Origin of the sequence: Streptomyces sp. NPDC050121 (assembly GCF_044460385.1) — a bacterium.
Classification (GTDB): Bacteria; Actinomycetota; Actinomycetes; order Streptomycetales; family Streptomycetaceae; genus Streptomyces; species Streptomyces soliscabiei.
Map to the genome: position 1 here is coordinate 14,884 of NZ_JBITJV010000048.1, position 22,441 is coordinate 37,324.

The following is a 22,441-nucleotide window of genomic DNA, read 5'->3' on the forward strand; positions in this document are numbered from 1 at the left end:
CCATGAATCCACACGTCGAACGACTGACGCGACTGGTGGCACCTCCTGACGTCCCTCCTTTGCATAAGGACTGGGATGGAGTGATCAGTGAGCTCGGGACAGGGCTTCCGGGAGACTATGTTGACTTGATCGACACGTATGGTGGTGGCAGGTTCGATGGGTATCTCTGGTTCCTCGAGCCCAGGTGTGCCAATCGCCATTACGACCTTGAGCGTTCCATAAGCGAGCGAAATGGGGCATTTTAGATGCTTTGGGAAATGGGTGAACCCAAACCAGAGCAGCTGGAATCGTCTGGAAGTCAAGTCATTCCCTGGGCCTCGACGGACAACGGAGAGTTTCTTTACTGGCTCGTTCGTCCAGGAGTCGACCCAGACGAGTGGACGATCATGGTGAACGAGGCTCGAGGAGAGTGGTGGGAGCAGTTCGAGGTCGGGTGCTCCGAGCTACTTGTAAGGCTGCTCGCCGGAGAAATCCGTTCGGAAATCCTCTCTTCGTCCTTCCCGCCCAGGGTTCATGAGTTTAGATCTTCGGCCAGCTTTTGATGGGAATGGACGGGCTGGACAGGGCAGAGGCTACGAGGCGTTTTGGCGGCGTTGCGCGCTACTGTCCGGGTGGCCACCGTTGATCATCGTGGCTTGTATGGGAAATGATGAGACGGTGGCCGCAGGCCATGTTCGATTTCTGATCCTCAGTGAATCCCTTGTTCTTCCCGGCGAAGGGGAGCCGATTCTGGAGTGAGGAGTGGCGGGCAAGGTGTCAGCCGGCGCGGCTCCTGGCGCAGCAGGTCATCAGTTGGCGGATGCTTCGTTCTTGTCTGCGCATTCGAACCACACCGTCTTTCCACCCCCAGGTGCCGGTGACACGCCCCACTTGTCGACCAGTGCGTCCAGGAGGAACAGGCCTCGGCCGTTCTCCGCGTCCGGCTGCAACTCTGCCGGAGTCGGGAGCAGTTGGCCGTAGGCGTCCGTGATCTCTGCCCTGACTCCCGTCGGTTGCTGCAACAGCAGGAAGGTGCAGCGGCGGTCCGGGACGTGGCGGACCACGTTGGCGATCAGTTCTGTCAGGGCCAGTTCGACCGTGTCCGTCAGGGGCTGCAGGTCCCAGTCCTCCAGCAACCTGCGGGCGATCCGGCGGATGTGGCGGGCCGAGTGGGTGCCGGCTGTGAGGGTCATGCGGTACTGGGTGGGGGTGGGGGAGACGTACGTGGAGGGGAAGTTTCCGTTCACGGTACGAGGGTGATCTGGTGGAACTACTCTGGGCTACCACTTGAATGCAACGCGTTCTGTCGTGGGAGGCCCTGCGTGACGCACATCAACGTCCTTGATCCCGGCGCTTCGCCGCTCGACTACTACGGCTTCGAGCTGCGCCGGTTGCGGGAGGCGGCTGGACTTACGCAGCGCCAGCTCGGGGACATCCTCAACTACACCGGCTCGTTGGTTGGGCAGGTCGAGACCGCCCGGAAGGTTCCCACCCCTGAGTTCAGTGAGCGGGTCGATGCCGCGCTCGGGACCGGCGGGTTGTTCTCGCGGCTCGTCGAGCTTGTGCTGCGCAGTCAACTTCCGGCCTGGTTCAGGCAGGTCGCTGAGCTGGAAGCGCGGGCCATCGAGATCTGTACCTTCCAGATGAACATGGTCCATGGGCTGCTCCAGACCCCGGCGTACGTCCGTGCCGTGCTCGGCGTGCTCGACGACGCCGACCTCGACGACCGCGCTGCCGTCCGGCTCGCCCGCCAGCGCATTTTTGAGAAGAACGAACCCCCGGTCTTCTGGGTGGTCCTCAGCGAGGCCGCGCTGTGTCAGGAGATCGGCGATCGGGCCGTCATGCGGGAGCAACTCGCGCACCTGTTGTCGTTCGAGCGCAATCCGCGGATCAACATCCAGGTGCTGCCGTTCAGTGTTGGTGCGCATGCCGGGCTGACAGGCTCGTTCAACCTCTACCGCTTCGCGAGCGATCCCGCCATCGTCTATACCGAGGGGTATGGCAGCGGGCATCCGACCGCAAACCCGGACACCGTCAAGGACTGTTCGCTCCGTTACGATCATCTCCGGGCCGCCGCACTCTCGCTCAAGGATTCGGCGGAGTTGATCCGGCGAGTGATGGAGGAACGCTATGGGGAACGACGTGACTCTGACGGGGATCCAGTGGCGTAAGTCCAGCTACAGCGGAGATCAGGGCGGGGATTGCGTCGAGTGCGCGTCGATAGGGGCCCTGGCCTGGCGTAAGTCGTCGCACAGCAGTGATCAGGGCGGCGATTGCGTCGAGATCGCCGAAACCCCCGCCACCATCGCCGTCCGCGACACCAAGAACCCGGCAGGCCCGATCCTCACGATCAAGCCCGCCGCGTTCTCGACGTTCCTGTCCTGGACGGCGGCGGCTACAGGCGCTGAATGATCGTCCCCGTCGCCAGTGCGCCGCCTGCGCACATGGTGATCAGGGCGAACTCCTTGTCCGCGCGCTCCAGTTCGTGGAGGGCCGTGGTGATGAGGCGGGCCCCCGTCGCTCCGACCGGGTGGCCCAGGGCAATCCCGCCGCCGTTCACGTTGACCTTGTCCAAGGTCTGATCGAAGACCTTCGACCAGCTCAACACCACGGACGCGAATGCCTCGTTGATCTCGACGACGTCGATGTCCTTCAGCGTCATGCCTGCCTTGCCGAGGACCGCGCGCGTCGCGTCTATCGGGCCGTCCAGGTGGAAGTGCGGGTTCGCGCCCACCAGGGCCTGGGCGACGATCCTCGCCCTCGGCTTCAGCTTCAGCGCTCTCGCCATCCGCTTCGACGACCACATGATCGCCGCCGCGCCGTCGCTGATCTGCGACGAGTTGCCGGCCGTGTGCATCGCCGTCGGCATGACCGGCTTCAGGCGCGCCAACGCCTCCAGTGACGTGTCCCGTAGGCCCTCGTCCCGGTCCATCAGGCGCCACATGCCCTGGCCCGCCGCCTGTTCTTCCTCCGTCGTCGGGACCTGGACGGCGAAGGTCTCGCGTTTGAAGCGTTCCTCCGACCAGGCGACCGCCGCTCGTTCCTGGGAGAGCAGGCCGAGCCCGTCCACTTCCGCCCTCGTCAGGCCTCGGTGGCGTGCGATGCGTTCCGCTGCCTCGAACTGGTTGGGGAGGTCCACGTTCCACTCCTCCGGGAACGGTTTCCCGGGGCCGTGCTTCGAGCCCGAGCCGAGGGGGACCCTCGACATGGCTTCCACTCCGCAGCTGATGCCGACGTCTATGACGCCTGCCGCGATCATGTTCGCCGTCATGTGCGACGCCTGTTGCGAGGAGCCGCACTGGCAGTCGACCGTGGTCGCCGCCGTCTCGTACGGGAGGCCCATCGTGAGCCAGGCTGTCCTCGCGGGGTTCATGGACTGTTCGCCGGCGTGGGTCACCGTGCCGCCGACTATTTGCTCGACCGCGTCGGCGGGGATGCCGGTGCGGCCGAGGAGTTCGCGATAGGTCTCGCCCAGGAGGTAGGCGGGGTGCAGGTTGGCCAGCGCGCCGCCGCGCTTGCCGATGGGGGTGCGGACTGCTTCCACGATCACGGGTTCGGCGGCCATGGGTGCGGATCCCTTCGGAACTAGTACGTGTTCTAGTTCTCTGCTGTGAGCAGTCTGCTGACGTGATGTGCGTCACCGCAAGGGTCTTGCAGGCTCAAGGCTCCTGAACTACCTTCACGGCAGTCTGTTTCTGATGCACCGTCAGATGTCAACGCCACTTCGCATCGTCAGATGGCTGGAGCCGCCGATGCCCTGTCCAGCGATTCCCGACGGGTTCGACTTCACCGATCCCGACCTGCTGCAACACCATGTTCCTCTACCGGAGTTCGCCGAGTTGCGGCTCGCCGAACCGGTCCGCTGGATCCCTCAGACGGGCAATGTCGCCGGGTTCCAGGACGAGGGGTACTGGGCGGTGACCCGGCACGCCGACGTGCGGTACGTCTCCACCCACCCCGAGATCTTCTCCTCCTACCTCAACACCGCGATCATCCGGTTCAACGAGCACATCCAGCGCGACTCGATCGACGCCCAGCGGCTGATCATGCTGAACATGGATCCGCCCGAGCACACCCGGGTGCGGCAGATCGTGCAGCGAGGGTTCACGCCGCGGGCCATCCGTGGGCTGGAGGAGCGGCTGCGCAACCGCGCCACCGCCATCGTCGAGAGTGCCCGTGCGCAGGGCGGTTCCTTCGACTTCGTCACGTCCGTCGCCTCGGAGCTGCCCCTCCAGGCCATCGCCGAGCTGATCGGCATACCCCAGGACGATCGCGCCAAGATCTTCGACTGGTCCAACAAGATGATCGCGTACGACGATCCCGAGTTCGCCGTCACCGCCGAGGTCGGCCAGCAGTCCGCCGCCGAGATCCTCGCGTACGCCATGAACGTGGCCGCCGAGCGGAAGCAGTGCCCTGCTCACGACATCGTCTCGACGCTCGTCGCCGCCGAGAACGAGGGCAACCTCAGCTCCGACGAGTTCGGTTTCTTCGTGCTCATGCTCGCCGTCGCCGGGAACGAGACCACCCGGAACGCCACCACGCACGGCATGCACGCCTTCCTGACCCACCCCGAGCAGTGGGAGCTCTACAAGGCGCAGCGGCCCGGCACCGCCGCCGAGGAGATCGTGCGGTGGGCCACGCCCGTCGTCGCCTTCCAGCGGACCGCCACCCAGGACACCGAGCTCGGCGGGAAGCAGATCAGGAAGGGGGACCGGGTCGGGATCTTCTACGCCTCCGCCAACCGCGACCCCGAGGTGTTCGAGAATCCCGACTCCTTCGACGTCACCCGGGATCCGAACCCCCACCTCGGGTTCGGCGGGGGCGGACCCCACTTCTGCCTCGGCAAGTCGCTGGCCGTGCTGGAGATCAACCTCATCTTCAACGCCATCGCCGACGCCATGCCCGACCTGCGGCTCGTGGGCGATCCACGCCGACTGCGGTCCGCGTGGATCAACGGAGTGAAGGAGTTGAGGGTGAGCGCCGAGTGAGTATACGGCGACGTATACTCCAGTCATGACTGATGCAATGATCCGCGTGCCTGCCGAGGTGCGTGATCGCTTGGCCGTGATCGCCGAGTCCCGGGGGACTTCGATCCGTTCTCTGGTGCAGGAGTATGCGGAGTCCACCCTCACCGACGAGGAGCGTCGCGAGAGGGCGGAGCGGACCCGTGCGTATCTGGCGGAGCACTTCGGGGTCGATGTGACCGACGAGGAGAGTGCTGCGATAGGGCGCAAGGTCCGGGAGGTGTTCGCCCGCCAGCAGGGGGAGGCCGCGTGATCCTGCATCACCTTGTGCTGGACGCGCCGACGCTGGTGGCGATGTCGGGCAACCGACAGGTGTCCGCGCTCATCCACTGGGCCGACTTCGAGGTGGAGACCCGTCTCTGGGTGCCCACCCTGTCGGTCTTGGAGGCCGATCGCGAGTACCTCGGCATCGCTGAGCACGTCGGACAGTTGGAATCCCTTCACACCGTCGATCTGGATTACCCAGCGACGTTGGCAGTGGCGCGGATGGAACGCGACGGGGTCCCTCCAGGGATCGGTGCCGCGATCCATGCTGCCCGTCATCTGCCTGAGTGGGGGGCCGACGCGGCTGTCGCCACGGTGCATCCGAAGGCGTACGAAGGGCGTGGTGTGCCCGTTCTCGACCTCAACCGCTGACGCGGTCGAAACGCCGAAAGCGGCGGCCCCGGGGATCGGGGGCCGCCGCTTTCGGCGCGCAGAGCGCGCGTTCTTGGGGGGTGTGGCTCAGGGTGTGGCTCAGTACCAGCCGTTCGCCTGCCAGAAGGACCAGGCGGCGAGGGGGCTGCCGTAGCGGGAGTTCATGTAGTCCAGGCCCCACTTGATCTGGGTCTGGGCGTTGGTCTTCCAGTCGGAGCCGGCCGAGGCCATCTTGTTGCCGGGGAGGGCCTGGACGAGGCCGTAGGCACCGGAGGAGGCGTTGGTGGCGTTGACGTCCCAGCCGCTCTCGTGCTTCACGATGTTGGAGAAGGCGTTGTACTGAGCCGTGTTCGGGATCATCTTGTGCGCGATCGCCTGGGCCTGGGAGGCGGAGCTCACGGATGACGTCGCGGCGTGGGCGGGGGCCGCGGCCAGAGCCATGCCGGCGGTGGCGGCGGCCACGGCGACGGTGGTGAGGGCCTTCTTCGGGCTGGCGATGCGACGGATGACGGAGACGGACACGGAGAACCTTTTTCTTCGGGGACTGTGGCGGTCGCCTGCATGCCGGAGTCACGCGGTGCGTGGCCGCACCGCGTGGTGTGCGGTGGGTGGCTGCATGCGTCGGCGCCGAGGCCCGTGGGGCGTGTCGGCGCCGTGCGACGTCATCCAGAGAAGCAGGATCGGGAGCCGTCCGCAAAGACCCCTTTTGCTAGTTGTCGTCGTATTCGGGAGGGTAGTCGGTTGTGTGAGCTGGCTCTCAATGCGCAGGTCAGGCCCTGTGATGGCGTGGACATGGCGTCCGAATTGCCCGACTAGGTCAGGTAGTAGGTGATGTGGGTCATGTGGGGTGCTTCACCGGGCAACGGTCTTCTGGGGCCCTTTCCCCGTCCCCTCGGGGGCCTCGAATGTGACCGCGGTCTCGAAGGCCGCCCGGCGGGTCGCCCTGCGGAGCGCCTTGAGCACCGCCGGGCCGACAGTGAGCGTCAGGACGACCGTGACCAGCGCCCTGCCCAGGTCCCAGCCCAGCGAGGTCGCCACGCAGTACGCGACGAAGCGGGCCAGGTTCGACGGGACCGTCCCGTCCGGGTCGAAGGCGACGCCCGAGGCCGGCGCACCCATGAAGGGCCACCCGGCCAGGTTCATCACCGTGCCGTAGGCGAAGGCGGCCAGGAAGCCGTACACGGACAGCAGGGCCAGTTCCGTACGGCGGCGTAGGCCCCGTCGGTCGGGTAGGCCCCGTGGGTCGGGTTGGCCCCGTGGGGCGCGTACGCGATCCGCGCCCGGCAGCAGGCCCGCGCCCATCGTGAACCAGCCCATCGCCAGCATCTGGAACGGCATCCACGGGCCCACCCCGCCCGTGAGCAGGGCGGACGCGAACATCGTCACCGAGCCCAGGACGAAGCCGAAGCCCGGGCCGAGGACCCGGCCGCTCAGCACCATCAGGAAGAACATCGGCTCGATGCCGGCCGTTCCCGCACCGAGCGGACGCAGCGCCGCGCCCGTCGCCGCCAGCACGCCCAGCATCGCCACCGCCTTCGCGCCGAGCCCGGACTCCGAGATCGTCGCCGCCACGACCGCGACCAGCAGCACCAGCAGGCCCGCGAAGAGCCAGGGCGCGTCCTGGGCGTGGGCGTTCAGCGCGGAGTCGGGCGGAGCCAGGAAAGGCCAGCTGAACGCCACCACGCCCACCGCGCTGACCAGCGTCAACGCGGCGACGGAGCGGGGGCCGAGGTGCACCGGACGTCGCCGGGGCGGCGTCGTCATCGCAGCGCCTCCCGCACCTGGGCGACCGTGAGCCACTCCTGCGGCGCCAGGATCTTCGTCACCTGCGGGGCGAAGGACGGGGAGGAGACGACGACCTCCGCCGTCGGGCCGTCGGCGATCACCTCGCCCTCCGCGAGCAGCACGACCCGGTGGGCCAGCTCGGCGGCCAGTTCCACATCGTGCGTGGCCAGCACGATCGCGTGCCCGGCCGCGGCCAGCCCACGCAGGACGGCGACCAGGCGGGCCTTCGCCGCGTAGTCCAGGCCGCGGGTCGGCTCGTCGAGGAGGAGCAGCGGCGGCCGGGCCGCGAGGACGACCGACAGCGCGAGAGTGAGGCGCTGGCCCTCGGAGAGGTCGCGGGGGTGGGTGTCGTCCGCGATGCCGGGGAGGAGCTCCGAGACCAGGGCGCGGCAGGTGCCGGGGGTGGCCTGCGCGTCCCGGTCGGCGGCCGCGCACTCGGCGGCGACCGTGTCGGCGTACAGCAGGTCGCGCGGCTCCTGCGGGACCAGGCCGACGCGGCGCACCAGGTCCCGGGGCGGGGTGCGATGCGGGACCAGCCCGCCGGCCCGGACCGTTCCCGCCGACGCCTCGACGAGGCCTACGAAGGCGCCCAGCAGCGTCGACTTCCCGGCGCCGTTGCGGCCCATGAGGGCGATCGTCTCGCCGGGCGCGACCGTGAGATCGACGCGGCGCAGGGCCTGGACGCCCGCCCGGCGGACGGCGAGGGAGCGGGCCTCGGCGGGCGGCGCGGGGACGGAGGCGGACGGGGCGGGCGGAGGGCGGCGGAAGAGGCGGCGGGCGGGTCGTCCGGCGGGGCCCGGCACGGGCGGCGGCGGAACCTCGCGAGGCGCCAGGGGTGCCGCCCGGCCAGCCCCTCCCCTCGCGCTCTCCAGGCGTTCCCGCAGGTCACCGGCCCTTCGTCGGGCGTCCCGGACGGTCAGTGGCAGCGGGGTCCAGCCCGCCAGGCGGCCCAGGCCGACCACCGGCGGGAACACCGGGGAGACGGTCATGACGCCCGCCGGGGCGCCGAGGACCGGAGCCGCGCCGGGGGCGGGGAGCAGGGCGACCTGGTCGGCGTACTGCAGGACGCGCTCCAGACGGTGTTCCGCCAGCAGCACCGTCGTACCGAGGTCGTGGACGAGGCGCAGCAGGACGGCGAGGACCTCCTCCGCGGCCGCCGGGTCGAGCGCGGAGGTCGGCTCGTCCAGGACGAGCACCCGGGGGTGCGGGGTGAGGACCGAGCCGATCGCGACCCGCTGCTGCTGGCCGCCGGACAGGGTGGCGATGGGGCGGTCGCGTAGGCCGGCCAGGCCGAGCAGGTCGAGGGTCTCCTCGACGCGCCGGCGCATCACCTCCGGGGGCAGGCCCAACGACTCCATTCCGTAGGCGAGTTCCTCCTCGACCGTGTCCGTCACGAAGTGCGACAGCGGGTCCTGCCCCACCGTCCCCACCACGTCGGCGAGTTCGCGCGGCTTGTGGGTGCGGGTGTCACGGCCGGCGACCGTGACCCGGCCGCGCAGGGTGCCGCCCGTGAAGTGCGGCACGAGCCCGGAGACCGTGCCCAGCAGCGTCGACTTCCCGACCCCGGACGGTCCTGCGAGGAGCACGAGTTCTCCCTCCGGGATCGTGAAGTCGACGCCCTGGACGCTGGGTTGAGGGGCGCCGTCGTACGTCACGGAGACGTTCTCGAAACGGATCACGACGGCTCCTTGGGGACATGGGGAACATGGGGAAGGTAGGGGGCCACGAACGCGGGCAGCAGGCCGAGGAGTGCGGCCGCCGCCGGCCAGAGGGGGAGGGCGGGGGCCGTCAGGGGGACGACGCCGGGGTGCAGGTCCGCCGGGGCGGCCGACGCGGCGACGGTGAGGAGCGCCGCGACCGCGCCGCCGGAGACGGCGACGAGACAGGCACGCGGCGTCCAGCGGTCCGGACGGTACCGGGTGCGCGGCGAGCGCCGGCCGCCCAGGCGCAGTCCGGCGACGGCCGCGACGACCCCGGCGAGTAACACCGGCACGCCGTACGTCCCGCCCGCGGCGGTGAGCAGACCGTACGTTCCCGCGCAGACGCCGAGCAGCCCGCCGAGCGTGAGCGCGGCGGTCGTCCGACGGACGGGGGCGGCGACGTCGGCGGTACGGCCGTACCCGCGGGCGTCCATCGCTGCGGCGAGGGCGACGGAGCGTTCCAGCGCGCCCTCCAGCACCGGCAGGCCCACCTGGAGCAGGCCCCGCACACCCCGGTCCGGACGGCCCCGCAGACGGCGGGCCGCACGCAACCGGTGGACGTCCGCGATCAGGTTCGGGGCGAAGGTGAGGGCCACGACCACCGCCACTCCGGTCTCGTACAGGGCGCCGGGCAGCGTCTTGAGCAGACGGGAGGGGCTGGCCAGGGCGTTCGCCGCGCCCACACAGACGAGGAGCGTGGCCAGTTTCAGACCGTCGTAGAACGCGAAGAGGAGGCCCTCGGCCGTGACCGCGCCGCCGAGCCGGATGCCCTGCGCCCAGTGAGGCAGCGGGACTTCGGGCAGGGTGACGAGCACCTGCGTGCCGGGGATGGGGGAGCCCAGAGCGACGACGAAGACGAGCCGGATGACGAGCACCGCCAGCGCGAGCTTCAGGAACGCCGAGTAGGAACGGGACCAGGGCGTGTCCGGGCGGCATGTGGTGACGACGTACGCGGAGACGGTGAGGAGGAGGGCGAGGAGCAGCGGGTTGGTGGTGCGGGTGGCGGCGGTGCCGAGGCCGAGGGCCCAGAGCCACCAGGCGGCGGGGTGGAGCTGCGGGTGGGAGCGGGAATCACCCATCAGCCGTCAGCCATCCCGGCGGGATCCTCGCCGCCGCGCCTGCCACAGCGCGGCCGCGCCCAACCCCGCGACGGCCGCCGCGCCGGCGTAGAGGCCCAGCGACGGGCCGCCGCCGTCGTTGCCGGACTTCTCGGTGGCCGTCGGCTTCTCCGTCCCCCGACCTTCCGTCCCCGGTTCACTCGTCCCCGGTTTGTCCGTCCCGGGCTTGCCCTTCCCGGACACCTGCTCGCCGCACCCCGTCCGCGGATACCCCGAGATCGCGCACAGCAGGGCGTTCGTGTCGTAGCGCAGCGGTTTGGCGACCGCGGCGAGCGCCTCGGCCGTCGTCGCGTCGGGTGCGACCCGGGCGCAGGCCGTGCGCGGCGACGGCGACGGCGGGCTCTCGCCGGACGGGGCGTCGGCCGTCGTCCCGAAGTCGATGACCAGGGCCACCCGCTTCGTGCCGTCCTGTGCGGGCGTCTTCGCGCAGATCGCCGCGAAGGAGGCCGTGCCGCGCGGCTGCGACGCGTCCTGGGAGTCGGCGCTCACCGCGAACCGGAAGCCCTGGACGTCGCCGTCGGCGGGACGCGCGGTGGAGGGGCCCTGGGTGGCGTACGTCCACTGGTCGCCGGCGCGGTCCCAGAAGGACCAGTAGCGGTAGCCGGCGGCGTGAGCCTGAGCGGCGGTCGCGAGGAGGAGGAACGTCAGGGTCAGCAACAACGGGGGCAGGGTCCGGCGCGTCACGGCTGCTGCTTCCTGCCGCGGCCGCTGATCAGGAAGCCGATGCCGATGCCGGCGACGAGGAAGACGCCGACGATCCACCACACGCTGTAACCGGAATCCGAGTCGTCCTTGCTCTCGGACTCGGCGGCCTGCCGCGTGGCCTTGCCCGTGGCTGTGGTCTGCGGGGTTGGTCCCGTCGCGTTGAGCTGCGCGACCAGGTCCGTGCCGCCGAAATGACGGGGGTCGGCGCCCATGGCGTGGGCGGCGAAGAGGAGTTGGGCGTAGGCGGCGGGGCCGCTCTGCTTGGCCCAGGCCGCGGAGTTCCGCTCCAGCCAGGCCAGGGGCTTCTTCGCCTGCGCGGTCCAGCCCTGTGCGGCGAGGGCGACGACCGCGTCGGCGGTGTTGCCGTAGTCGGGCTGGTCCGCGGCGCCGGGCAGGGCGGACGTCAGATGACCGTCGTTGCTGATCGCCTCGACGAGGTAGGCCGAGCCGTCGCGGGCGAGCTCGGACGGGGTGAGGGGGGCGGGGGAGTTGCCGCAGCTGTTGCCGTTCATCGGTGCCGGCGCCTTGCCCGCCGTCGTCACGAACCCCTTGCCGAGGACGCCGAGCACGCCCGCCGCCGTGGCGTCCGCGTTGGCCGCGAGGCCGCCCTTCTTGTCCGGCTGGTACGCGAACGCGCCGCCACCGGCCTTGTCGCAGGCGATGGAGAGCTTCAGGAGAGCGTCGTACGACGACTTCTGGGCCTTCTTCACCTCCGCGGGCCGCTGCCCGGCCGCCGCCATCGCGCCCGCGACGACGGACGTCGAGTTGGCGTCACTGGCCCCGCCGGGGGAGTAGCCCCAGCCGCCGTCCGCGTTCTGGACGGACTTCAGCCAGCTGACCGCCTTCTCCGTCGCCGCCCGGTGGCCGCCGAGCGCGGCCAGCGCCTGGACCGCGGCCGCCGTGCTGTTGGTGTCCACCATCAGCTTGGCGTCGCACGGCTTCGCGGTGTCCGCGCGGAAGGCGGCGAAGGCGCCGTTCGCGCACTGCTGCCCGGCCAGCCAGGCCACGGCCCGGTCGGCGGGCGTGACGCCCACGGTCCGCTGCGCGAGCAACGCCAGCGACTGGCGCCAGACACCGTCGTACGTCGGGTCGGTGGTGCCGTACAGCCCGTCGGGTATCGCCACCGACGGGGCGGGGGACGGCGTGACGGCGACGGCGGGGACGGCGGCACCCAGGGCGACGGCGGTGGCGCCGGCGAGGGCCAGGGCCGTGACGCTGCGGCGGACGTTCATGATCGGCGGGTGCCTCTCCCGGTGCGGGAGGTCGACGGAGGCGGGCAGCACGGGGCGACCCCGGCGGCTCGACTCCGTATACCTCGACGGTGCGTGCGACGGCGGGCTGCCGACGCACGTGAGCCGGTCACGTTCCGGACCGGGCGATCCGGCTCTACGGTTGCGAGACAGCGCCGGAATTACACCGGCTTCTCCCTGTACGGGCGTGATGACGACGCCGTCACTCTACCGGCAGGTAGCGAACGGCCTGAGGGGTGGCTGCGGATGGGGCGGATGGGGCGGACGGGCCGGACGGAGGTGGGTGGAGGTAGGTTCATGTTCATGCCAGTAACGGGGAGACTGCTCGGCTCGGGTCGCACGGCCGACGTGTACGAGATCGACGAGGCGTGGGTGCTGCGCCGGGACCGGGACGGGTGGGGCGACGCCGCCGCCGAGGGCGCGGTGATGGCGCACGTACGGGAGTACGGCTACCCCGCGCCCGCCGTACGACCCTCGCCCGACGGCTCGCGCACCGACCTGGTGATGGAGCGGCTGAAGGGGCCGACGATGCTCCAGGCGTTCGTGGCGGGCACGTTGGACGCCGAGGAGGCGGGGGCCGTACTCGCGAGGCTGCTGCGCGCGCTGCACACCGTCCCGGGCCGGGTCTCGGGGCCTGGCTCGGCGGACGCCCGCATCCTGCACCTCGACCTCCACCCCGACAACGTGATCCTCACGCCGGACGGCCCGCGGGTCATCGACTGGGCCAACGCGGAGGAGGGCGACCCGGGGCTCGACTGGGGGATGTCCGCGGTGATCCTCGCCCAGGTCGCCGTCTCCGCCCAGTCGATCGCCGCTCCCGCCCGCACGATGCTGGCCGCCCTCCTCGTCGACCCCTCCGACCTCACCGAGCAGGGCCTGACCGAGGCCCTGCGTCGGCGCGCGGCCAACCCGACGATGAGCACCGAGGAAACGGAACTCCTCGCCCCGGCCGGTGAGTTGATCAGGTCGCTGATGAGTCGGACGGGTGGTTGACGGGTCAGACAGGCCGCTCAGCGCGGGGTGTCGGTCCGCCGAAGGGGAGGTGCAGCAGCCGGCGTGCCAGCAGCCAGGTCCCGTCGACTCGCCGGAACGCGTCCTCGTAGTGCCCGACTTGGACCGGGGGTCCGGCGGGGACGATGCCGCCCTCGTAGCCGTCGACCCGGTGCGTCGAGAAGTACGAGGTGGCCAGGGCGGTGTCCGGCGCGGTGACCGTGACCAGGATGTTCGACATGAGACGGCGGGAGAGCCGGTCGGTGGGGCGCGAGCCGAAATACCCGCGCAGCGCCGCCCGCCCCTCGATCAGACGCTCGCCCGCCGGCCATTCCCACCTGCCGTCCTCGGTGAACAGAGCGGCCACGGTGGAGGGTTCACCCAGGTCGAGCCGGTGGACGAAGTCGACGACGAGACGTTCGCAGGCCCGCTCGACGAGAAGGCGTTCCAAGGGATCCATGGGTTCCATGCTGCCGTTGGTATCAGCAGGCCGTTCCGCACCGCGAGCGCATTACACCGCCACGTACGTCACCGGCTCGCTGCCCGCCACCGCCTCCGCGCGGCCCTGTTTCACGAGTCGGCGCAGGTGGGCCTCGGCCTCGGAGACCGCGATGGTCCTCGAACCGTAGGGGATCTGCTGCCAGGGGCGGTTCCACTCCATGCGTTCGGCGAGCTGCCAGGGGGTGAGGGGCTCGGCCAGGAGCGACGACAGGTCCGTGAGGCGGTCCTCGTGGTGGGTGAGCAACTCCCGTACCCGGGAGGGGGCGTCGGTGAAGGCATGCTGGTGGGCGGGGAGGATCTCGGCGGGGGCGAGCCGGCCGACGCGTTCGAGCGAGTCGAGGTAGTCGCCGAGGGGATCGGTGACCGTCGCGTCGTCGGGGTCCTCGTAGAGACCGATGTGCGGGCTGATCCCCGGGAGCAGATGGTCGCCGGAGAACAGGCGGCCGTGGCCCGCAAGTCCGGCCGGGTGACTCTCCTCCAGGTGGAGGCAGACATGGCCCGGGGTGTGGCCCGGGGTCCAGATCGCGCGCAGCCGACGGCCGGGCAGGTCCAGGAGTTCGCCGGGGACGATCTCGCGGTCGGGGAGCGCGGGCGAGAAGCCGAGCGGCGTACGGCGGCGGGCCGTGCGCAGCGGGGCGAGGTGCTCGTCGGGGGCGCCGGCGGCGGCCAACTTGTCGGCCATGTACGTGTACCAGCGCTCGGGGCGGGTCTCCCGGGTCCGCCGCACGATCGACGCGTCCGCCGCGTGCATCGCCACCCAAGCCCCGGACGCATCCCGCACCTTGGCCGACAGGCCGTGGTGGTCGGGGTGGTGGTGGGTGATGACGACACCGTGAAGTTCGGCGACGTCCGTACCGCAGGCCGTGAGACCGGCGGTGAGGGCGTCCCAGGAGGCGGGATCGTCCCATCCGGCGTCGATCAGCACCGGCCCGCGGTCGGTGTCGACGACGTAGACGAGCGTGTGCCCGAGCGGGTTGTCCGGAATGGGCACCCGAAGCGACCGCACACCCCCGCCGTGATCGAACGCCTTCGTCATCTGCCCTCCGTCTCCCGGCCATTGCCCACTATAACTAGAACTGGTATCAGTTTCTGAAACACCGTCAGAAACGAAGGCAGTGGCCATGGCCGAGCTCGTGGAACACGGACAGCTGTTCATCGGCGGGGAATTGACCGACCCGCTGGGCAAGGACGTCATCGAGGTGGTCTCGCCGCACACCGAGGAGGTCATCGGGCGGGTGCCGCATGCGTCGACGGCCGATGTGGACCGGGCCGTCGCCGTGGCGCGGCGGGCCTTCGACGAGGGGCCCTGGGTGCGGATGTCGCTCGACGAGCGGATCGCCGTGGTCACCCGTATCAAGGACGGCATCGCCCTGCGCCATGAGGAGATCGCCCGCGTGATCTCCTCCGAGAACGGCTCCCCGTACTCGTGGAGCGTCCTCGCGCAGGCCCTCGGCGCGATGATGGTGTGGGACGCGGCGATCAAGGTGGCCCGGGACTTCACCTACGAGGAGCGCCGCGACGGTGTGCTCGGGAAGATCCTCGTGCGGCGCGAGCCGGTGGGCGTGGTCGCGGCCGTCGTCCCCTGGAACGTCCCGCAGTTCGTGGCTGCCGCCAAGCTCGCGCCCGCGCTGCTCACCGGCTGCTCGGTGGTGCTGAAGCCGTCCCCCGAGTCGCCGCTGGACGCGTATGTGCTGGCCGAGATCACGCGGGAGGCCGGGCTGCCGGAGGGCGTGCTGTCGATCCTGCCCGCGGACCGCGAGGTCAGTGAGTACTTGGTCGGGCATCCGGGCATCGACAAGGTCGCGTTCACGGGCTCGGTCGCGGCCGGGAAGCGGGTCATGGAGGTGGCCGCCCGCAATCTCACGCGGGTGACCCTGGAGCTCGGCGGCAAGTCGGCGGCGGTCGTGCTGCCCGACGCGGACATCGCCACGGCCGTTCCCGGCATCGTCTCGGCCGCCTTCATGAACAACGGGCAGGCCTGTGTGGCCCAGACCCGCATCCTCCTGCCGCGCTCGCGCTACGACGAGTTCGCGGACGCCTTCGCCGCGGCGGCGGCCGCGCTGGTCGTCGGTGACCCGATGGACCCGGCGACCCAGGTCGGGCCGCTGGTCGCCGAGCGGCAGCAGCGTCGGAACCTCGACTACATCCGGATCGGGCAGGAGGAGGGCGCGAAGATCCTCACCGGTGGCGGGCGTCCGGCGGGCCTGGAGCGCGGCTGGTATGTGGAGCCGACCCTCTTCGGCGACGTCGACAACTCCATGCGGATCGCCCGTGAGGAGATCTTCGGACCGGTGATCTGCCTCCTGCCCTACGGTGACGAGTCCGAGGCCCTGAAGATCGCGAACGACTCCGACTACGGGCTGAGCGGCAGCGTCTGGACGGCCGACGTCGGGCACGGCATCGAGGTCGCACGCCAGGTCCGTACGGGGACGTACTCCGTGAACACCTTCAGCCTGGACATGCTCGGCCCGTTCGGCGGCTACAAGAACTCCGGGCTGGGGCGGGAGTTCGGGCCCGAGGGCTTCGGCGAGTACCTGGAGCACAAGATGATCCATCTGCCGGCCGGCTGGGAGGGCTGAGGGATGGAGGTACCTCTCGCGCGAACGGATTCGGGGGCGGGGGCGGGGGCGGGGGCAGGGGCGGGCGACCGGTGGCATGTCGACGTGGACCGTTCGCTGTGCATCGGTTCCGCGCAGTGCCTCCATCGAGCACCGGAGGGCTTCCGGCTGGACGCCGCGCGCCAGTCCCATCCGGTCGACCCCGACACGGACGCGAACGAGCAGGTGCTGGCGGCGGCGGAGAACTGCCCGGTGGAGGCGATCGTGATCACGCTGGTGGGGAGCGGGGAGGCGGTCTTCCCGCCGGAGGAGTAAAAAAATTTCCCTTTTGGGGTGTTCCATCCAGCTTCAGGTGTTCTATTCTGTTAGTGGCCTACGAGGCGAGTGAGGGAGTTCGACCGGAGTAGCCGACTTGGGCGCGACGCCGAGAGGTACGGGCATCCGCTGAGGCCGACGTCGACGGTCGGACTGAGGGACCTGAAGGTTGCATGACAGGACCTGAAGGCGACCCCCGATCGTCTCGTAGGTCCTTTCTATGTGCGCGGGTCCGTCACGTCGATCAGGCGGCACACCGTCTCGATGTCGATCCGGACCTGGGCGATGGAGGCGCGACCCGACAGCCAGGTGATCAGCGCGGAGTGCCAGGTGTGCTCGATGACGCGGACCGCGGAGAGCTGCTCGGGGGTCGGATCGGTGAGGCCCATCGCGTCCAGGATGATCGCCGTCGTCTGACGCGAGACCTGGTCGACCTCCGGAGAGACGCTGCGGTCGGCGAAGGTCAGCGCGCGCACCATCGCGTCCGCCAGGTGCGGCTCGCGCTGCAGGGCGCGAAAGGCCCGCATCAGCGTCTCCGCGACCCGCTCGGCCGCCCGCTCGCCCGTCGGCGGCTTCTTCCGCAGCGTGCCGTGCATGTGCTCCAACTGGTCCTGCATCGTGGCGACCAGCAGATGCACCTTGGACGGGAAGTACCGGTAGAGGGTGCCGAGGGCGACCTGCGAGGACTCCGCGACCTCCCGCATCTGCACCGCGTCGAACCCGCCCCGGCTGGCCAACTGCGCGCTCGCGTGCAGGATGCGGCGGCGGCGCGCCTCCTGCCGCTCGGTGAGGGGCGAGGACTGCGCCTTGCTCCCCTTGGCTTCCGCGTTCCCCTTGGCTTCCGCGGGCGTGGCTGGCGTGGCTGGCATGGGTCCCGTTCCGGTCCGTTCCGTGACAGTCCTGGTGACAGTCGGTGAGGGGCGGTGATCATGCGGTTCGGCAGAGCGGTCGGTCGTGGCGTGAATCACCTGATCCACTGCTCCCAGCGCTCTTACCTGCCGGTAGATTCAGAGCCTCCCGGACGATCAAGTCTGAAACTTGTTCTAGATTAGCGTCCCGTCGTAGTCTCGCGGGACCATGCAGGCAGAAGGGGGCCCGGAGTGACCGCTGAGGCCAGTCAGGCGGGGTCTCGGCATGACCTCGCGGCCGACGGCAGGCGACCGCTCAACATCGCGCTCCTCACCTATAAGGGGAACCCGTTCTGCGGGGGCCAGGGCGTCTACGTACGGCATCTCTCGCGTGAGCTCGTCCGCCTCGGTCACCGCGTCGAGGTGATCGGCTCCCAGCCCTATCCGGTGCTGGACCCGGTGGACCCGGCCCACGACGACCGCCTCTCGCTCACCGAGCTGCCCAGCCTCGACCTCTACCGCCAGCCGGACCCCTTCCGCACCCCGAAGCGCGGCGAGTACCGCGACTGGATCGACGCCCTCGAGGTGGCGACGATGTGGACCGGCGGGTTCCCCGAGCCGCGGACCTTCGCCCTGCGTGCCCGCCGTCATCTGCGCGCCCGGCGCGGGGAGTTCGACGTCGTGCACGACAACCAGACCCTCGGCTACGGCCTGTTGGGGGACCTCGGCGCGCCCCTGGTCACCACCATCCACCACCCCATCACCGTCGACCGGCAGTTGGAGCTGGACGCCGCCGAGGGATGGCGCCGGCGCTACTCCGTGCGCCGCTGGTACGCGTTCACCCGGATGCAGAAGCGCGTCGCGCGCCGGCTGCCGTCCGTGCTCACCGTCTCCGGCACCTCCCGCCAGGAGATCGTCGACCACCTCGGCGTCCGCGACGACCGTATCCATGTCGTCCACATCGGCGCCGACACCGACCTGTTCTCGCCGAACCCGGCCGTGCCGCAGATACCGGGCCGGATCGTGACGACGTCCAGCGCGGACGTCCCCCTCAAGGGCCTGGTCTTCCTCGTCGAGGCGCTGGCGAAGGTGCGCACCGAGCATCCGCGCGCCCACCTCGTCGTCGTCGGCAAGCGCCCGCAGGAAGGGCCGGTCGCCCAGACGATCGAGCGGTACGGCCTCGAAGGCGCCGTCGAGTTCGTCAAGGGCATCTCCGACGCCGAACTGGTCGACCTGGTGCGCTCGGCGGAGGTCGCCTGCGTGCCGTCGCTGTACGAGGGCTTCTCCCTGCCGGCCGCCGAGGCCATGGCCACGGGCACCCCGCTGCTCGCCACGACCGGCGGGGCGATCCCCGAGGTCGCCGGGCGCGACGGGGAGACCTGCCTGGCCGTGCCGCCGGGCGACGCCGGCGCGCTGGCGGCCGGCCTGAGCCGGCTCCTGGGCGACCCCGCGCTGCGGGCCCGGCTGGGTGCGGCCGGGCGGGAACGGGTGCTGGACCGTTTCACCTGGGCGCGGGCCGCCGAGGGAACCGTGGCCCGCTACCGCGAGGCGATAGCCGACGGCCGCCGCCCGGGTACTGCCGAGGCCCCCGCCGCCCCCGAAGCAGCCGTTGCCGCCGCCGTCGAAACCGCCGAGGCCGTTGCCGCCGGTCGTGGTGTCGACGCCGTTGACGCCGACGGCGTCGTATCCGAAGCATCCGATCGCGAAAGCAGGGCCACGTGCTGACCGTCGACTTCTCCCGGTTCCCGCTCGCCCCGGGCGACCGAGTCCTGGACCTCGGCTGTGGGGCGGGGCGGCACGCCTTCGAGTGCTACCGGCGGGGCGCCCAGGTCGTGGCGCTCGACCAGAACGGCGAGGAGATCCGCGAGGTCGCCAAGTGGTTCGCGGCGATGAAGGAGGCCGGCGAGGCCCCCGAGGGCGCCACCGCCACCGCCATGGAGGGCGACGCCCTGGCGCTGCCCTTCCCCGACGAGTCCTTCGACGTCGTCATCATCTCCGAGGTCATGGAGCACATCCCGGACGACAAGGGAGTGCTCGCGGAAATGGTGCGCGTCCTGAAGCCCGGCGGCCGCATCGCGATCACCGTGCCGCGCTACGGCCCCGAGAAGGTCTGCTGGACGCTCTCCGACGCCTACCACGAGGTCGAGGGCGGCCACATCCGCATCTACAAGGCGGACGAACTGCTCGCGAAGATCCGCGAGGCGGGCCTGAAGCCGTACGGCACCCACCACGCCCACGCGCTGCACTCGCCGTACTGGTGGCTCAAGTGCGCGTTCGGCGTGGACAACGACAAGGCGCTGCCGGTGCGGGCGTACCACAAGCTGCTGGTCTGGGACATCATGAAGAAGCCGCTTGCGACCCGCGTCGCCGAGCAGGCGCTGAACCCGCTGATCGGCAAGAGCTTCGTGGCGTACGCGACCAAGCCACACCTTCCCGCGCTGTCCGAGGTGGCCGCCAAGTGACCACCCCCCGGACAGAACACCTCGTCCTGCCCGGGGTCCTCACCGCCGAGCAGGCCGCCGCGACCGTCGCCGGGATCCTCGCCGTGCAGCGCGAGGACGGTGCGATCCCCTGGTTCCGTGGCCACCACCTCGACCCCTGGGACCACACCGAGGCCGCGATGGCGCTGGACGCGGCGGGCGAGCACGAGGCCGCCGAGCGGGCGTACACCTGGCTGGCCCGGCACCAGAACGACGACGGCTCGTGGTTCGCGGCGTACGCGGACGGCGCCTTCGACGAGGTCACCGACCGTGGGCGCGAGACGAACTTCGTCGCCTACATAGCCGTCGGCGTCTGGCACCACTACCTCTCCACCGGCGACGACACCTTCCTGGACCGCATGTGGCCGGCCGTCTACGCGGCCGTCGAGTACGTGCTGCGGCTCCAGCAGCCCGGCGGGCAGATCGGCTGGCGGCGCGAGGACGACGGCGCCCCGACCGCCGACGCCCTGCTCACCGGCTCCTCCTCGATCCACCAGGCGCTGCGCTGCGCGCTGGCGATCGCCGAGCAGCGCGAAGAGGCCCAGCCCGACTGGGAGTTGGCGGCAGGCGCGCTACGGCACGCCATACGACGGCATCCGGAGCGGTTCCTCGACAAGGACCGCTACTCGATGGACTGGTACTACCCGGTGCTGGGCGGTGCGTTGACCGGCACGGAGGCCAAGTCCCGTATCGAGGCGGACTGGGAGCGGTTCGTGGTGCCGGGGCTGGGGGTGCGGTGCGTGGTCCCCAACCCGTGGGTGACGGGAGGCGAGTCCGCCGAACTCGCCCTCGCGCTGTGGGCGATGGGCGAGTCCGATCGGGCGCTGGAGATCCTCCAGTCGATCCAGCATCTGCGGGACGCGGAGTCGGGGCTGTACTGGACCGGGTTCGTCTTCGAGGACGAGGCGATCTGGCCCCGGGAACTGACCACATGGACCGCCGGGTCGCTGCTGCTGGCCGTCGCCGCGCTCGGGGGACATGAGGCGACGTGTGCCGTGTTCGGCGGGGAACTGCTTCCTTCCGGGCTCGAGGTCGACTGCTGCGCCTGAGGGCGCGGTGGCCTCCTGGCGGTGCCTCAGTGGCGGTGTCTCAGTGGCGGTGTCTCAGTGGCGGTGGACCCTGTTGGCGATGGCGTGGCCCACGAAGAGGTAGACCACCGCCGCCAGGCCGTAGCCCGCCACCACCCTTGCCCAGGCCTCGTCGAAGGTGAACAGGTCATGGGACCAGCCGGCGAGCCAGCGGGCCGTGTCGTGGATGAACTGCACGAAGGAGTTGGCGCGGTTCGCGTCGAGCAGGTACATCAGGATCCACAGGCCCAGGATGAGGGCCATGATGTCGGCGACGACCGCGATGACCGTCCCGGCCTGATTGGCGCCGTTGCGATATCGAGGGGACATGCCCTTTCGGGTTGCCGTTCGACGCCGAACGAAACCCGGCCGGTGCGTGTCGCGTCCATTCGCCCCGTGCCGGGGTGGAGTTGACGCCTTTCGTCGTCAGGAGTTGAGCTCGGCCAGCACCCGCAGGGTGTGCGGGTCCGGGGCCACGACCAGGAGGTCGGTCACCGGGCCCTTGCGCCAGGTCTGAAGCCGTTCGGCGATGCGCTCGCGCGGGCCGACGAGGGAGATCTCGTCGGCGAAGGCGTCCGGGACGGCGAGCACGGCCTCCTCGCGCCGGCCCGACAGGAACAGCTCCTGGATGTGCCGGGCTTCCTCCTCGTAGCCCATGCGCGCCATCAGGTCGGCGTGGAAGTTGCGGGTGGCGTGGCCCATGCCGCCGATGTAGAACCCGAGCATGGCCTTCACCGGCAGCAGCCCCTCCGTGACGTCGTCGCAGACCAGCGCCCGTACGAGAGGAGCGACCCGGAAGCCCTCGGGCAGCTCCGCCACCGCCGGGCCGTATGCGTCCGGCCGGTTCGGCGACCAGTACAGCGGCAGCCAGCCGTCGGCGATGCGAATCGTCTGCGCCACGTTCCGCGGGCCCTCCGCGCCCAACAGCACCGGCAGATCGGCACGCAGAGGGTGAGTGATCGACTTGAGCGGCCTGCCGAGGCCGGTGGCGTCCGGGGCACGGTAGGGGTGGGAGTGGAACCGGCCGTCCAGTTCCACCGGGGCCTCCCGGCGCAGGACCTGCCGGACGACGTCCACGTACTCCCGGGTCGCGGTCAGCGGCGACTTCGGGAACGGGCGGCCGTACCAGCCCTCCACCACCTGCGGGCCCGACAGGCCGAGCCCGAGCATCATCCGGCCGCCGGAGAGGTGGTCCAGGGTCAGGGCGTGCATCGCGGTCGTGGTGGGGGAGCGGGCCGCCATCTGGGCAACGGCCGTACCCAGCGAGATCGTCGAGGTCCGCGCGGCGATCCAGGTGAGCGGGGTGAAGGCGTCCGAGCCCCAGGACTCCGCCGTCCACACGGAGCCGTAGCCGAGCCGTTCCGCCTCGCGCGCCAGCTCCACATGGTCGGGGGCGGGGCCGCGGCCCCAGTAGCCGAGCGCCAGACCGAGCCGCATACCAGCCTCCTGACGGTACGTCAGATACGGGGCTGCGACTGTACGACA

At 70.5% G+C, this 22,441-nt stretch carries 24 protein-coding genes and 1 riboswitch; of the genes, 11 read left to right on the forward strand and 13 right to left on the reverse strand.

Annotated features, from left to right (window positions below; translation table 11 throughout):
• Positions 1–788: 788 nt before the first annotated feature.
• Positions 789–1,226 carry an ATP-binding protein gene (locus ACIBTS_RS42540; protein WP_399326392.1) on the reverse strand — a complete coding sequence of 146 codons (438 nt, stop codon included), beginning with the start codon at positions 1,224–1,226 and terminating at the stop codon, positions 789–791.
• Between the two features lie 75 nt (positions 1,227–1,301).
• On the opposite strand from ACIBTS_RS42540, the gene ACIBTS_RS42545 reads away from it, so the two are divergent.
• Both ACIBTS_RS42545 and ACIBTS_RS42550 read left to right on the forward strand, forming a co-directional pair.
• Entirely contained in the window at positions 1,302–2,150 is an 849-nt protein-coding gene (locus ACIBTS_RS42545) for a helix-turn-helix domain-containing protein (RefSeq protein WP_399326394.1), read from the forward strand.
• Positions 2,110–2,391: a DUF397 domain-containing protein gene (locus ACIBTS_RS42550; protein WP_399326396.1), complete on the forward strand. Its 282-nt coding sequence runs from the start codon at positions 2,110–2,112 to the stop codon at positions 2,389–2,391. The genes ACIBTS_RS42545 and ACIBTS_RS42550 overlap by 41 nt, the downstream gene beginning before the upstream one ends.
• On the opposite strand, the gene ACIBTS_RS42555 is transcribed toward ACIBTS_RS42550, so the two are convergent.
• Positions 2,375–3,544 (reverse strand): steroid 3-ketoacyl-CoA thiolase, encoded by a 1,170-nt coding sequence (locus tag ACIBTS_RS42555; RefSeq protein WP_399326398.1) that lies wholly within the window; start codon positions 3,542–3,544, stop codon positions 2,375–2,377. The genes ACIBTS_RS42550 and ACIBTS_RS42555 overlap by 17 nt on opposite strands.
• Before the next feature lie 187 nt (positions 3,545–3,731).
• Here ACIBTS_RS42555 and ACIBTS_RS42560 point away from each other — a divergent pair, with 187 nt between their 5' ends.
• Genes ACIBTS_RS42560 through ACIBTS_RS42570 form a run of 3 tightly spaced genes read left to right on the forward strand, consistent with a single transcriptional unit; the run spans position 3,732 to position 5,639 of the window.
• Positions 3,732–4,967: a cytochrome P450 gene (locus ACIBTS_RS42560; RefSeq protein WP_399326401.1), complete on the forward strand. Its 1,236-nt coding sequence runs from the start codon at positions 3,732–3,734 to the stop codon at positions 4,965–4,967.
• Positions 4,968–4,992: 25 nt separating this feature from the next.
• On the forward strand, positions 4,993–5,256 hold the full coding sequence (locus ACIBTS_RS42565; RefSeq protein WP_399326402.1) for a hypothetical protein: 264 nt from the start codon (positions 4,993–4,995) through the stop codon (positions 5,254–5,256).
• Positions 5,253–5,639, forward strand: a complete 387-nt coding sequence (locus tag ACIBTS_RS42570) for a hypothetical protein (protein ID WP_399326404.1) — start codon at positions 5,253–5,255, stop codon at positions 5,637–5,639. The genes ACIBTS_RS42565 and ACIBTS_RS42570 overlap by 4 nt, the downstream gene beginning before the upstream one ends.
• A 99-nt stretch (positions 5,640–5,738) precedes the next feature.
• Here ACIBTS_RS42570 and ACIBTS_RS42575 read toward each other — a convergent pair whose 3' ends face one another.
• The 6 genes from ACIBTS_RS42575 to ACIBTS_RS42600 all read right to left on the reverse strand — a co-directional run bounded on the left by ACIBTS_RS42575 (position 5,739) and on the right by ACIBTS_RS42600 (position 12,179).
• Positions 5,739–6,161 (reverse strand): transglycosylase SLT domain-containing protein, encoded by a 423-nt coding sequence (locus tag ACIBTS_RS42575; RefSeq protein ID WP_399326406.1) that lies wholly within the window; start codon positions 6,159–6,161, stop codon positions 5,739–5,741.
• 330 nt (positions 6,162–6,491) lie between these two features.
• Positions 6,492–7,403 (reverse strand): ECF transporter S component, encoded by a 912-nt coding sequence (locus ACIBTS_RS42580; RefSeq protein ID WP_399326408.1) that lies wholly within the window; start codon positions 7,401–7,403, stop codon positions 6,492–6,494.
• The gene (locus tag ACIBTS_RS42585) at positions 7,400–9,103 is read right to left on the reverse strand and encodes an ABC transporter ATP-binding protein (protein WP_399326410.1); all 1,704 of its coding nucleotides are present in this window, start codon (positions 9,101–9,103) and stop codon (positions 7,400–7,402) included. The genes ACIBTS_RS42580 and ACIBTS_RS42585 overlap by 4 nt, the downstream gene beginning before the upstream one ends.
• Positions 9,100–10,203 (reverse strand): energy-coupling factor transporter transmembrane component T, encoded by a 1,104-nt coding sequence (locus ACIBTS_RS42590; RefSeq protein ID WP_399326412.1) that lies wholly within the window; start codon positions 10,201–10,203, stop codon positions 9,100–9,102. Before ACIBTS_RS42590 ends, ACIBTS_RS42585 begins: the two co-directional genes overlap by 4 nt.
• A 6-nt stretch (positions 10,204–10,209) precedes the next feature.
• On the reverse strand, positions 10,210–10,926 hold the full coding sequence (locus ACIBTS_RS42595; RefSeq protein WP_399326414.1) for an SCO2322 family protein: 717 nt from the start codon (positions 10,924–10,926) through the stop codon (positions 10,210–10,212).
• The gene (locus ACIBTS_RS42600) at positions 10,923–12,179 is read right to left on the reverse strand and encodes a prenyltransferase/squalene oxidase repeat-containing protein (protein ID WP_399326469.1); all 1,257 of its coding nucleotides are present in this window, start codon (positions 12,177–12,179) and stop codon (positions 10,923–10,925) included. Before ACIBTS_RS42600 ends, ACIBTS_RS42595 begins: the two co-directional genes overlap by 4 nt.
• 82 nt (positions 12,180–12,261) lie before the next feature.
• A riboswitch (cobalamin riboswitch) is annotated at positions 12,262–12,416 on the reverse strand.
• 84 nt (positions 12,417–12,500) lie between these two features.
• Between ACIBTS_RS42600 and ACIBTS_RS42605 the strand changes: the two genes are divergently transcribed.
• Positions 12,501–13,190, forward strand: a complete 690-nt coding sequence (locus ACIBTS_RS42605; protein ID WP_399326471.1) for a phosphotransferase — start codon at positions 12,501–12,503, stop codon at positions 13,188–13,190.
• 4 nt (positions 13,191–13,194) lie between these two features.
• Here ACIBTS_RS42605 and ACIBTS_RS42610 read toward each other — a convergent pair whose 3' ends face one another.
• Together ACIBTS_RS42610 and ACIBTS_RS42615 are read right to left on the reverse strand one after the other, a co-directional pair.
• Positions 13,195–13,647: a nuclear transport factor 2 family protein gene (locus tag ACIBTS_RS42610; RefSeq protein ID WP_399326416.1), complete on the reverse strand. Its 453-nt coding sequence runs from the start codon at positions 13,645–13,647 to the stop codon at positions 13,195–13,197.
• Positions 13,648–13,698: 51 nt separating this feature from the next.
• Positions 13,699–14,724, reverse strand: coding sequence for an MBL fold metallo-hydrolase (locus ACIBTS_RS42615; RefSeq protein WP_399326418.1), 1,026 nt, complete (start codon positions 14,722–14,724; stop codon positions 13,699–13,701).
• Between the two features lie 85 nt (positions 14,725–14,809).
• Between ACIBTS_RS42615 and ACIBTS_RS42620 the strand changes: the two genes are divergently transcribed.
• Entirely contained in the window at positions 14,810–16,267 is a 1,458-nt protein-coding gene (locus tag ACIBTS_RS42620) for an aldehyde dehydrogenase (RefSeq protein WP_399326420.1), read from the forward strand.
• A 3-nt stretch (positions 16,268–16,270) separates the two neighbouring features.
• Positions 16,271–16,561, forward strand: coding sequence for a ferredoxin (locus tag ACIBTS_RS42625; RefSeq protein ID WP_399326422.1), 291 nt, complete (start codon positions 16,271–16,273; stop codon positions 16,559–16,561).
• A 218-nt stretch (positions 16,562–16,779) separates the two neighbouring features.
• Here ACIBTS_RS42625 and ACIBTS_RS42630 read toward each other — a convergent pair whose 3' ends face one another.
• Positions 16,780–17,430 (reverse strand): TetR family transcriptional regulator, encoded by a 651-nt coding sequence (locus ACIBTS_RS42630; protein WP_399326424.1) that lies wholly within the window; start codon positions 17,428–17,430, stop codon positions 16,780–16,782.
• Between the two features lie 231 nt (positions 17,431–17,661).
• On the opposite strand from ACIBTS_RS42630, the gene ACIBTS_RS42635 reads away from it, so the two are divergent.
• Genes ACIBTS_RS42635 through ACIBTS_RS42645 form a run of 3 tightly spaced genes read left to right on the forward strand, consistent with a single transcriptional unit; the run spans position 17,662 to position 20,938 of the window.
• A complete protein-coding gene (locus ACIBTS_RS42635) occupies positions 17,662–19,134 on the forward strand; it encodes a glycosyltransferase family 4 protein (RefSeq protein ID WP_399326426.1) in 1,473 nt (490 codons plus the stop codon).
• Positions 19,128–19,871 (forward strand): class I SAM-dependent methyltransferase, encoded by a 744-nt coding sequence (locus tag ACIBTS_RS42640; protein ID WP_079662666.1) that lies wholly within the window; start codon positions 19,128–19,130, stop codon positions 19,869–19,871. The genes ACIBTS_RS42635 and ACIBTS_RS42640 overlap by 7 nt, the downstream gene beginning before the upstream one ends.
• Positions 19,868–20,938: a prenyltransferase gene (locus ACIBTS_RS42645; protein WP_319676126.1), complete on the forward strand. Its 1,071-nt coding sequence runs from the start codon at positions 19,868–19,870 to the stop codon at positions 20,936–20,938. The genes ACIBTS_RS42640 and ACIBTS_RS42645 overlap by 4 nt, the downstream gene beginning before the upstream one ends.
• Before the next feature lie 54 nt (positions 20,939–20,992).
• Here ACIBTS_RS42645 and ACIBTS_RS42650 read toward each other — a convergent pair whose 3' ends face one another.
• Positions 20,993–21,286 (reverse strand): hypothetical protein, encoded by a 294-nt coding sequence (locus tag ACIBTS_RS42650; RefSeq protein ID WP_079662668.1) that lies wholly within the window; start codon positions 21,284–21,286, stop codon positions 20,993–20,995.
• A 96-nt stretch (positions 21,287–21,382) separates the two neighbouring features.
• On the reverse strand, positions 21,383–22,393 hold the full coding sequence (locus ACIBTS_RS42655) for an LLM class F420-dependent oxidoreductase (RefSeq protein WP_399326429.1): 1,011 nt from the start codon (positions 22,391–22,393) through the stop codon (positions 21,383–21,385).
• Positions 22,394–22,441 lie beyond the last annotated feature (48 nt).

Excerpts from the sequence above, each read along its gene's own strand:
- ACIBTS_RS42550 (WP_399326396.1), top strand. The coding sequence starts at position 2,110 with ATGGGGAACGACGTGACTCTGACGGGGATCCAGTGGCGTAAGTCCAGC.
- ACIBTS_RS42555 (WP_399326398.1), bottom strand. The coding sequence starts at position 3,544 with ATGGCCGCCGAACCCGTGATCGTGGAAGCAGTCCGCACCCCCATCGGC.
- ACIBTS_RS42560 (WP_399326401.1), top strand. The coding sequence starts at position 3,732 with ATGCCCTGTCCAGCGATTCCCGACGGGTTCGACTTCACCGATCCCGAC.
- ACIBTS_RS42565 (WP_399326402.1), top strand. The coding sequence starts at position 4,993 with ATGACTGATGCAATGATCCGCGTGCCTGCCGAGGTGCGTGATCGCTTG.
- ACIBTS_RS42580 (WP_399326408.1), bottom strand. The coding sequence starts at position 7,403 with ATGACGACGCCGCCCCGGCGACGTCCGGTGCACCTCGGCCCCCGCTCC.
- ACIBTS_RS42590 (WP_399326412.1), bottom strand. The coding sequence starts at position 10,203 with ATGGGTGATTCCCGCTCCCACCCGCAGCTCCACCCCGCCGCCTGGTGG.
- ACIBTS_RS42600 (WP_399326469.1), bottom strand. The coding sequence starts at position 12,179 with ATGAACGTCCGCCGCAGCGTCACGGCCCTGGCCCTCGCCGGCGCCACC.
- ACIBTS_RS42605 (WP_399326471.1), top strand. The coding sequence starts at position 12,501 with ATGCCAGTAACGGGGAGACTGCTCGGCTCGGGTCGCACGGCCGACGTG.
- ACIBTS_RS42610 (WP_399326416.1), bottom strand. The coding sequence starts at position 13,647 with ATGGATCCCTTGGAACGCCTTCTCGTCGAGCGGGCCTGCGAACGTCTC.
- ACIBTS_RS42615 (WP_399326418.1), bottom strand. The coding sequence starts at position 14,724 with ATGACGAAGGCGTTCGATCACGGCGGGGGTGTGCGGTCGCTTCGGGTG.
- ACIBTS_RS42620 (WP_399326420.1), top strand. The coding sequence starts at position 14,810 with ATGGCCGAGCTCGTGGAACACGGACAGCTGTTCATCGGCGGGGAATTG.
- ACIBTS_RS42625 (WP_399326422.1), top strand. The coding sequence starts at position 16,271 with ATGGAGGTACCTCTCGCGCGAACGGATTCGGGGGCGGGGGCGGGGGCG.
- ACIBTS_RS42630 (WP_399326424.1), bottom strand. The coding sequence starts at position 17,430 with ATGCCAGCCACGCCAGCCACGCCCGCGGAAGCCAAGGGGAACGCGGAA.
- ACIBTS_RS42650 (WP_079662668.1), bottom strand. The coding sequence starts at position 21,286 with ATGTCCCCTCGATATCGCAACGGCGCCAATCAGGCCGGGACGGTCATC.
- ACIBTS_RS42655 (WP_399326429.1), bottom strand. The coding sequence starts at position 22,393 with ATGCGGCTCGGTCTGGCGCTCGGCTACTGGGGCCGCGGCCCCGCCCCC.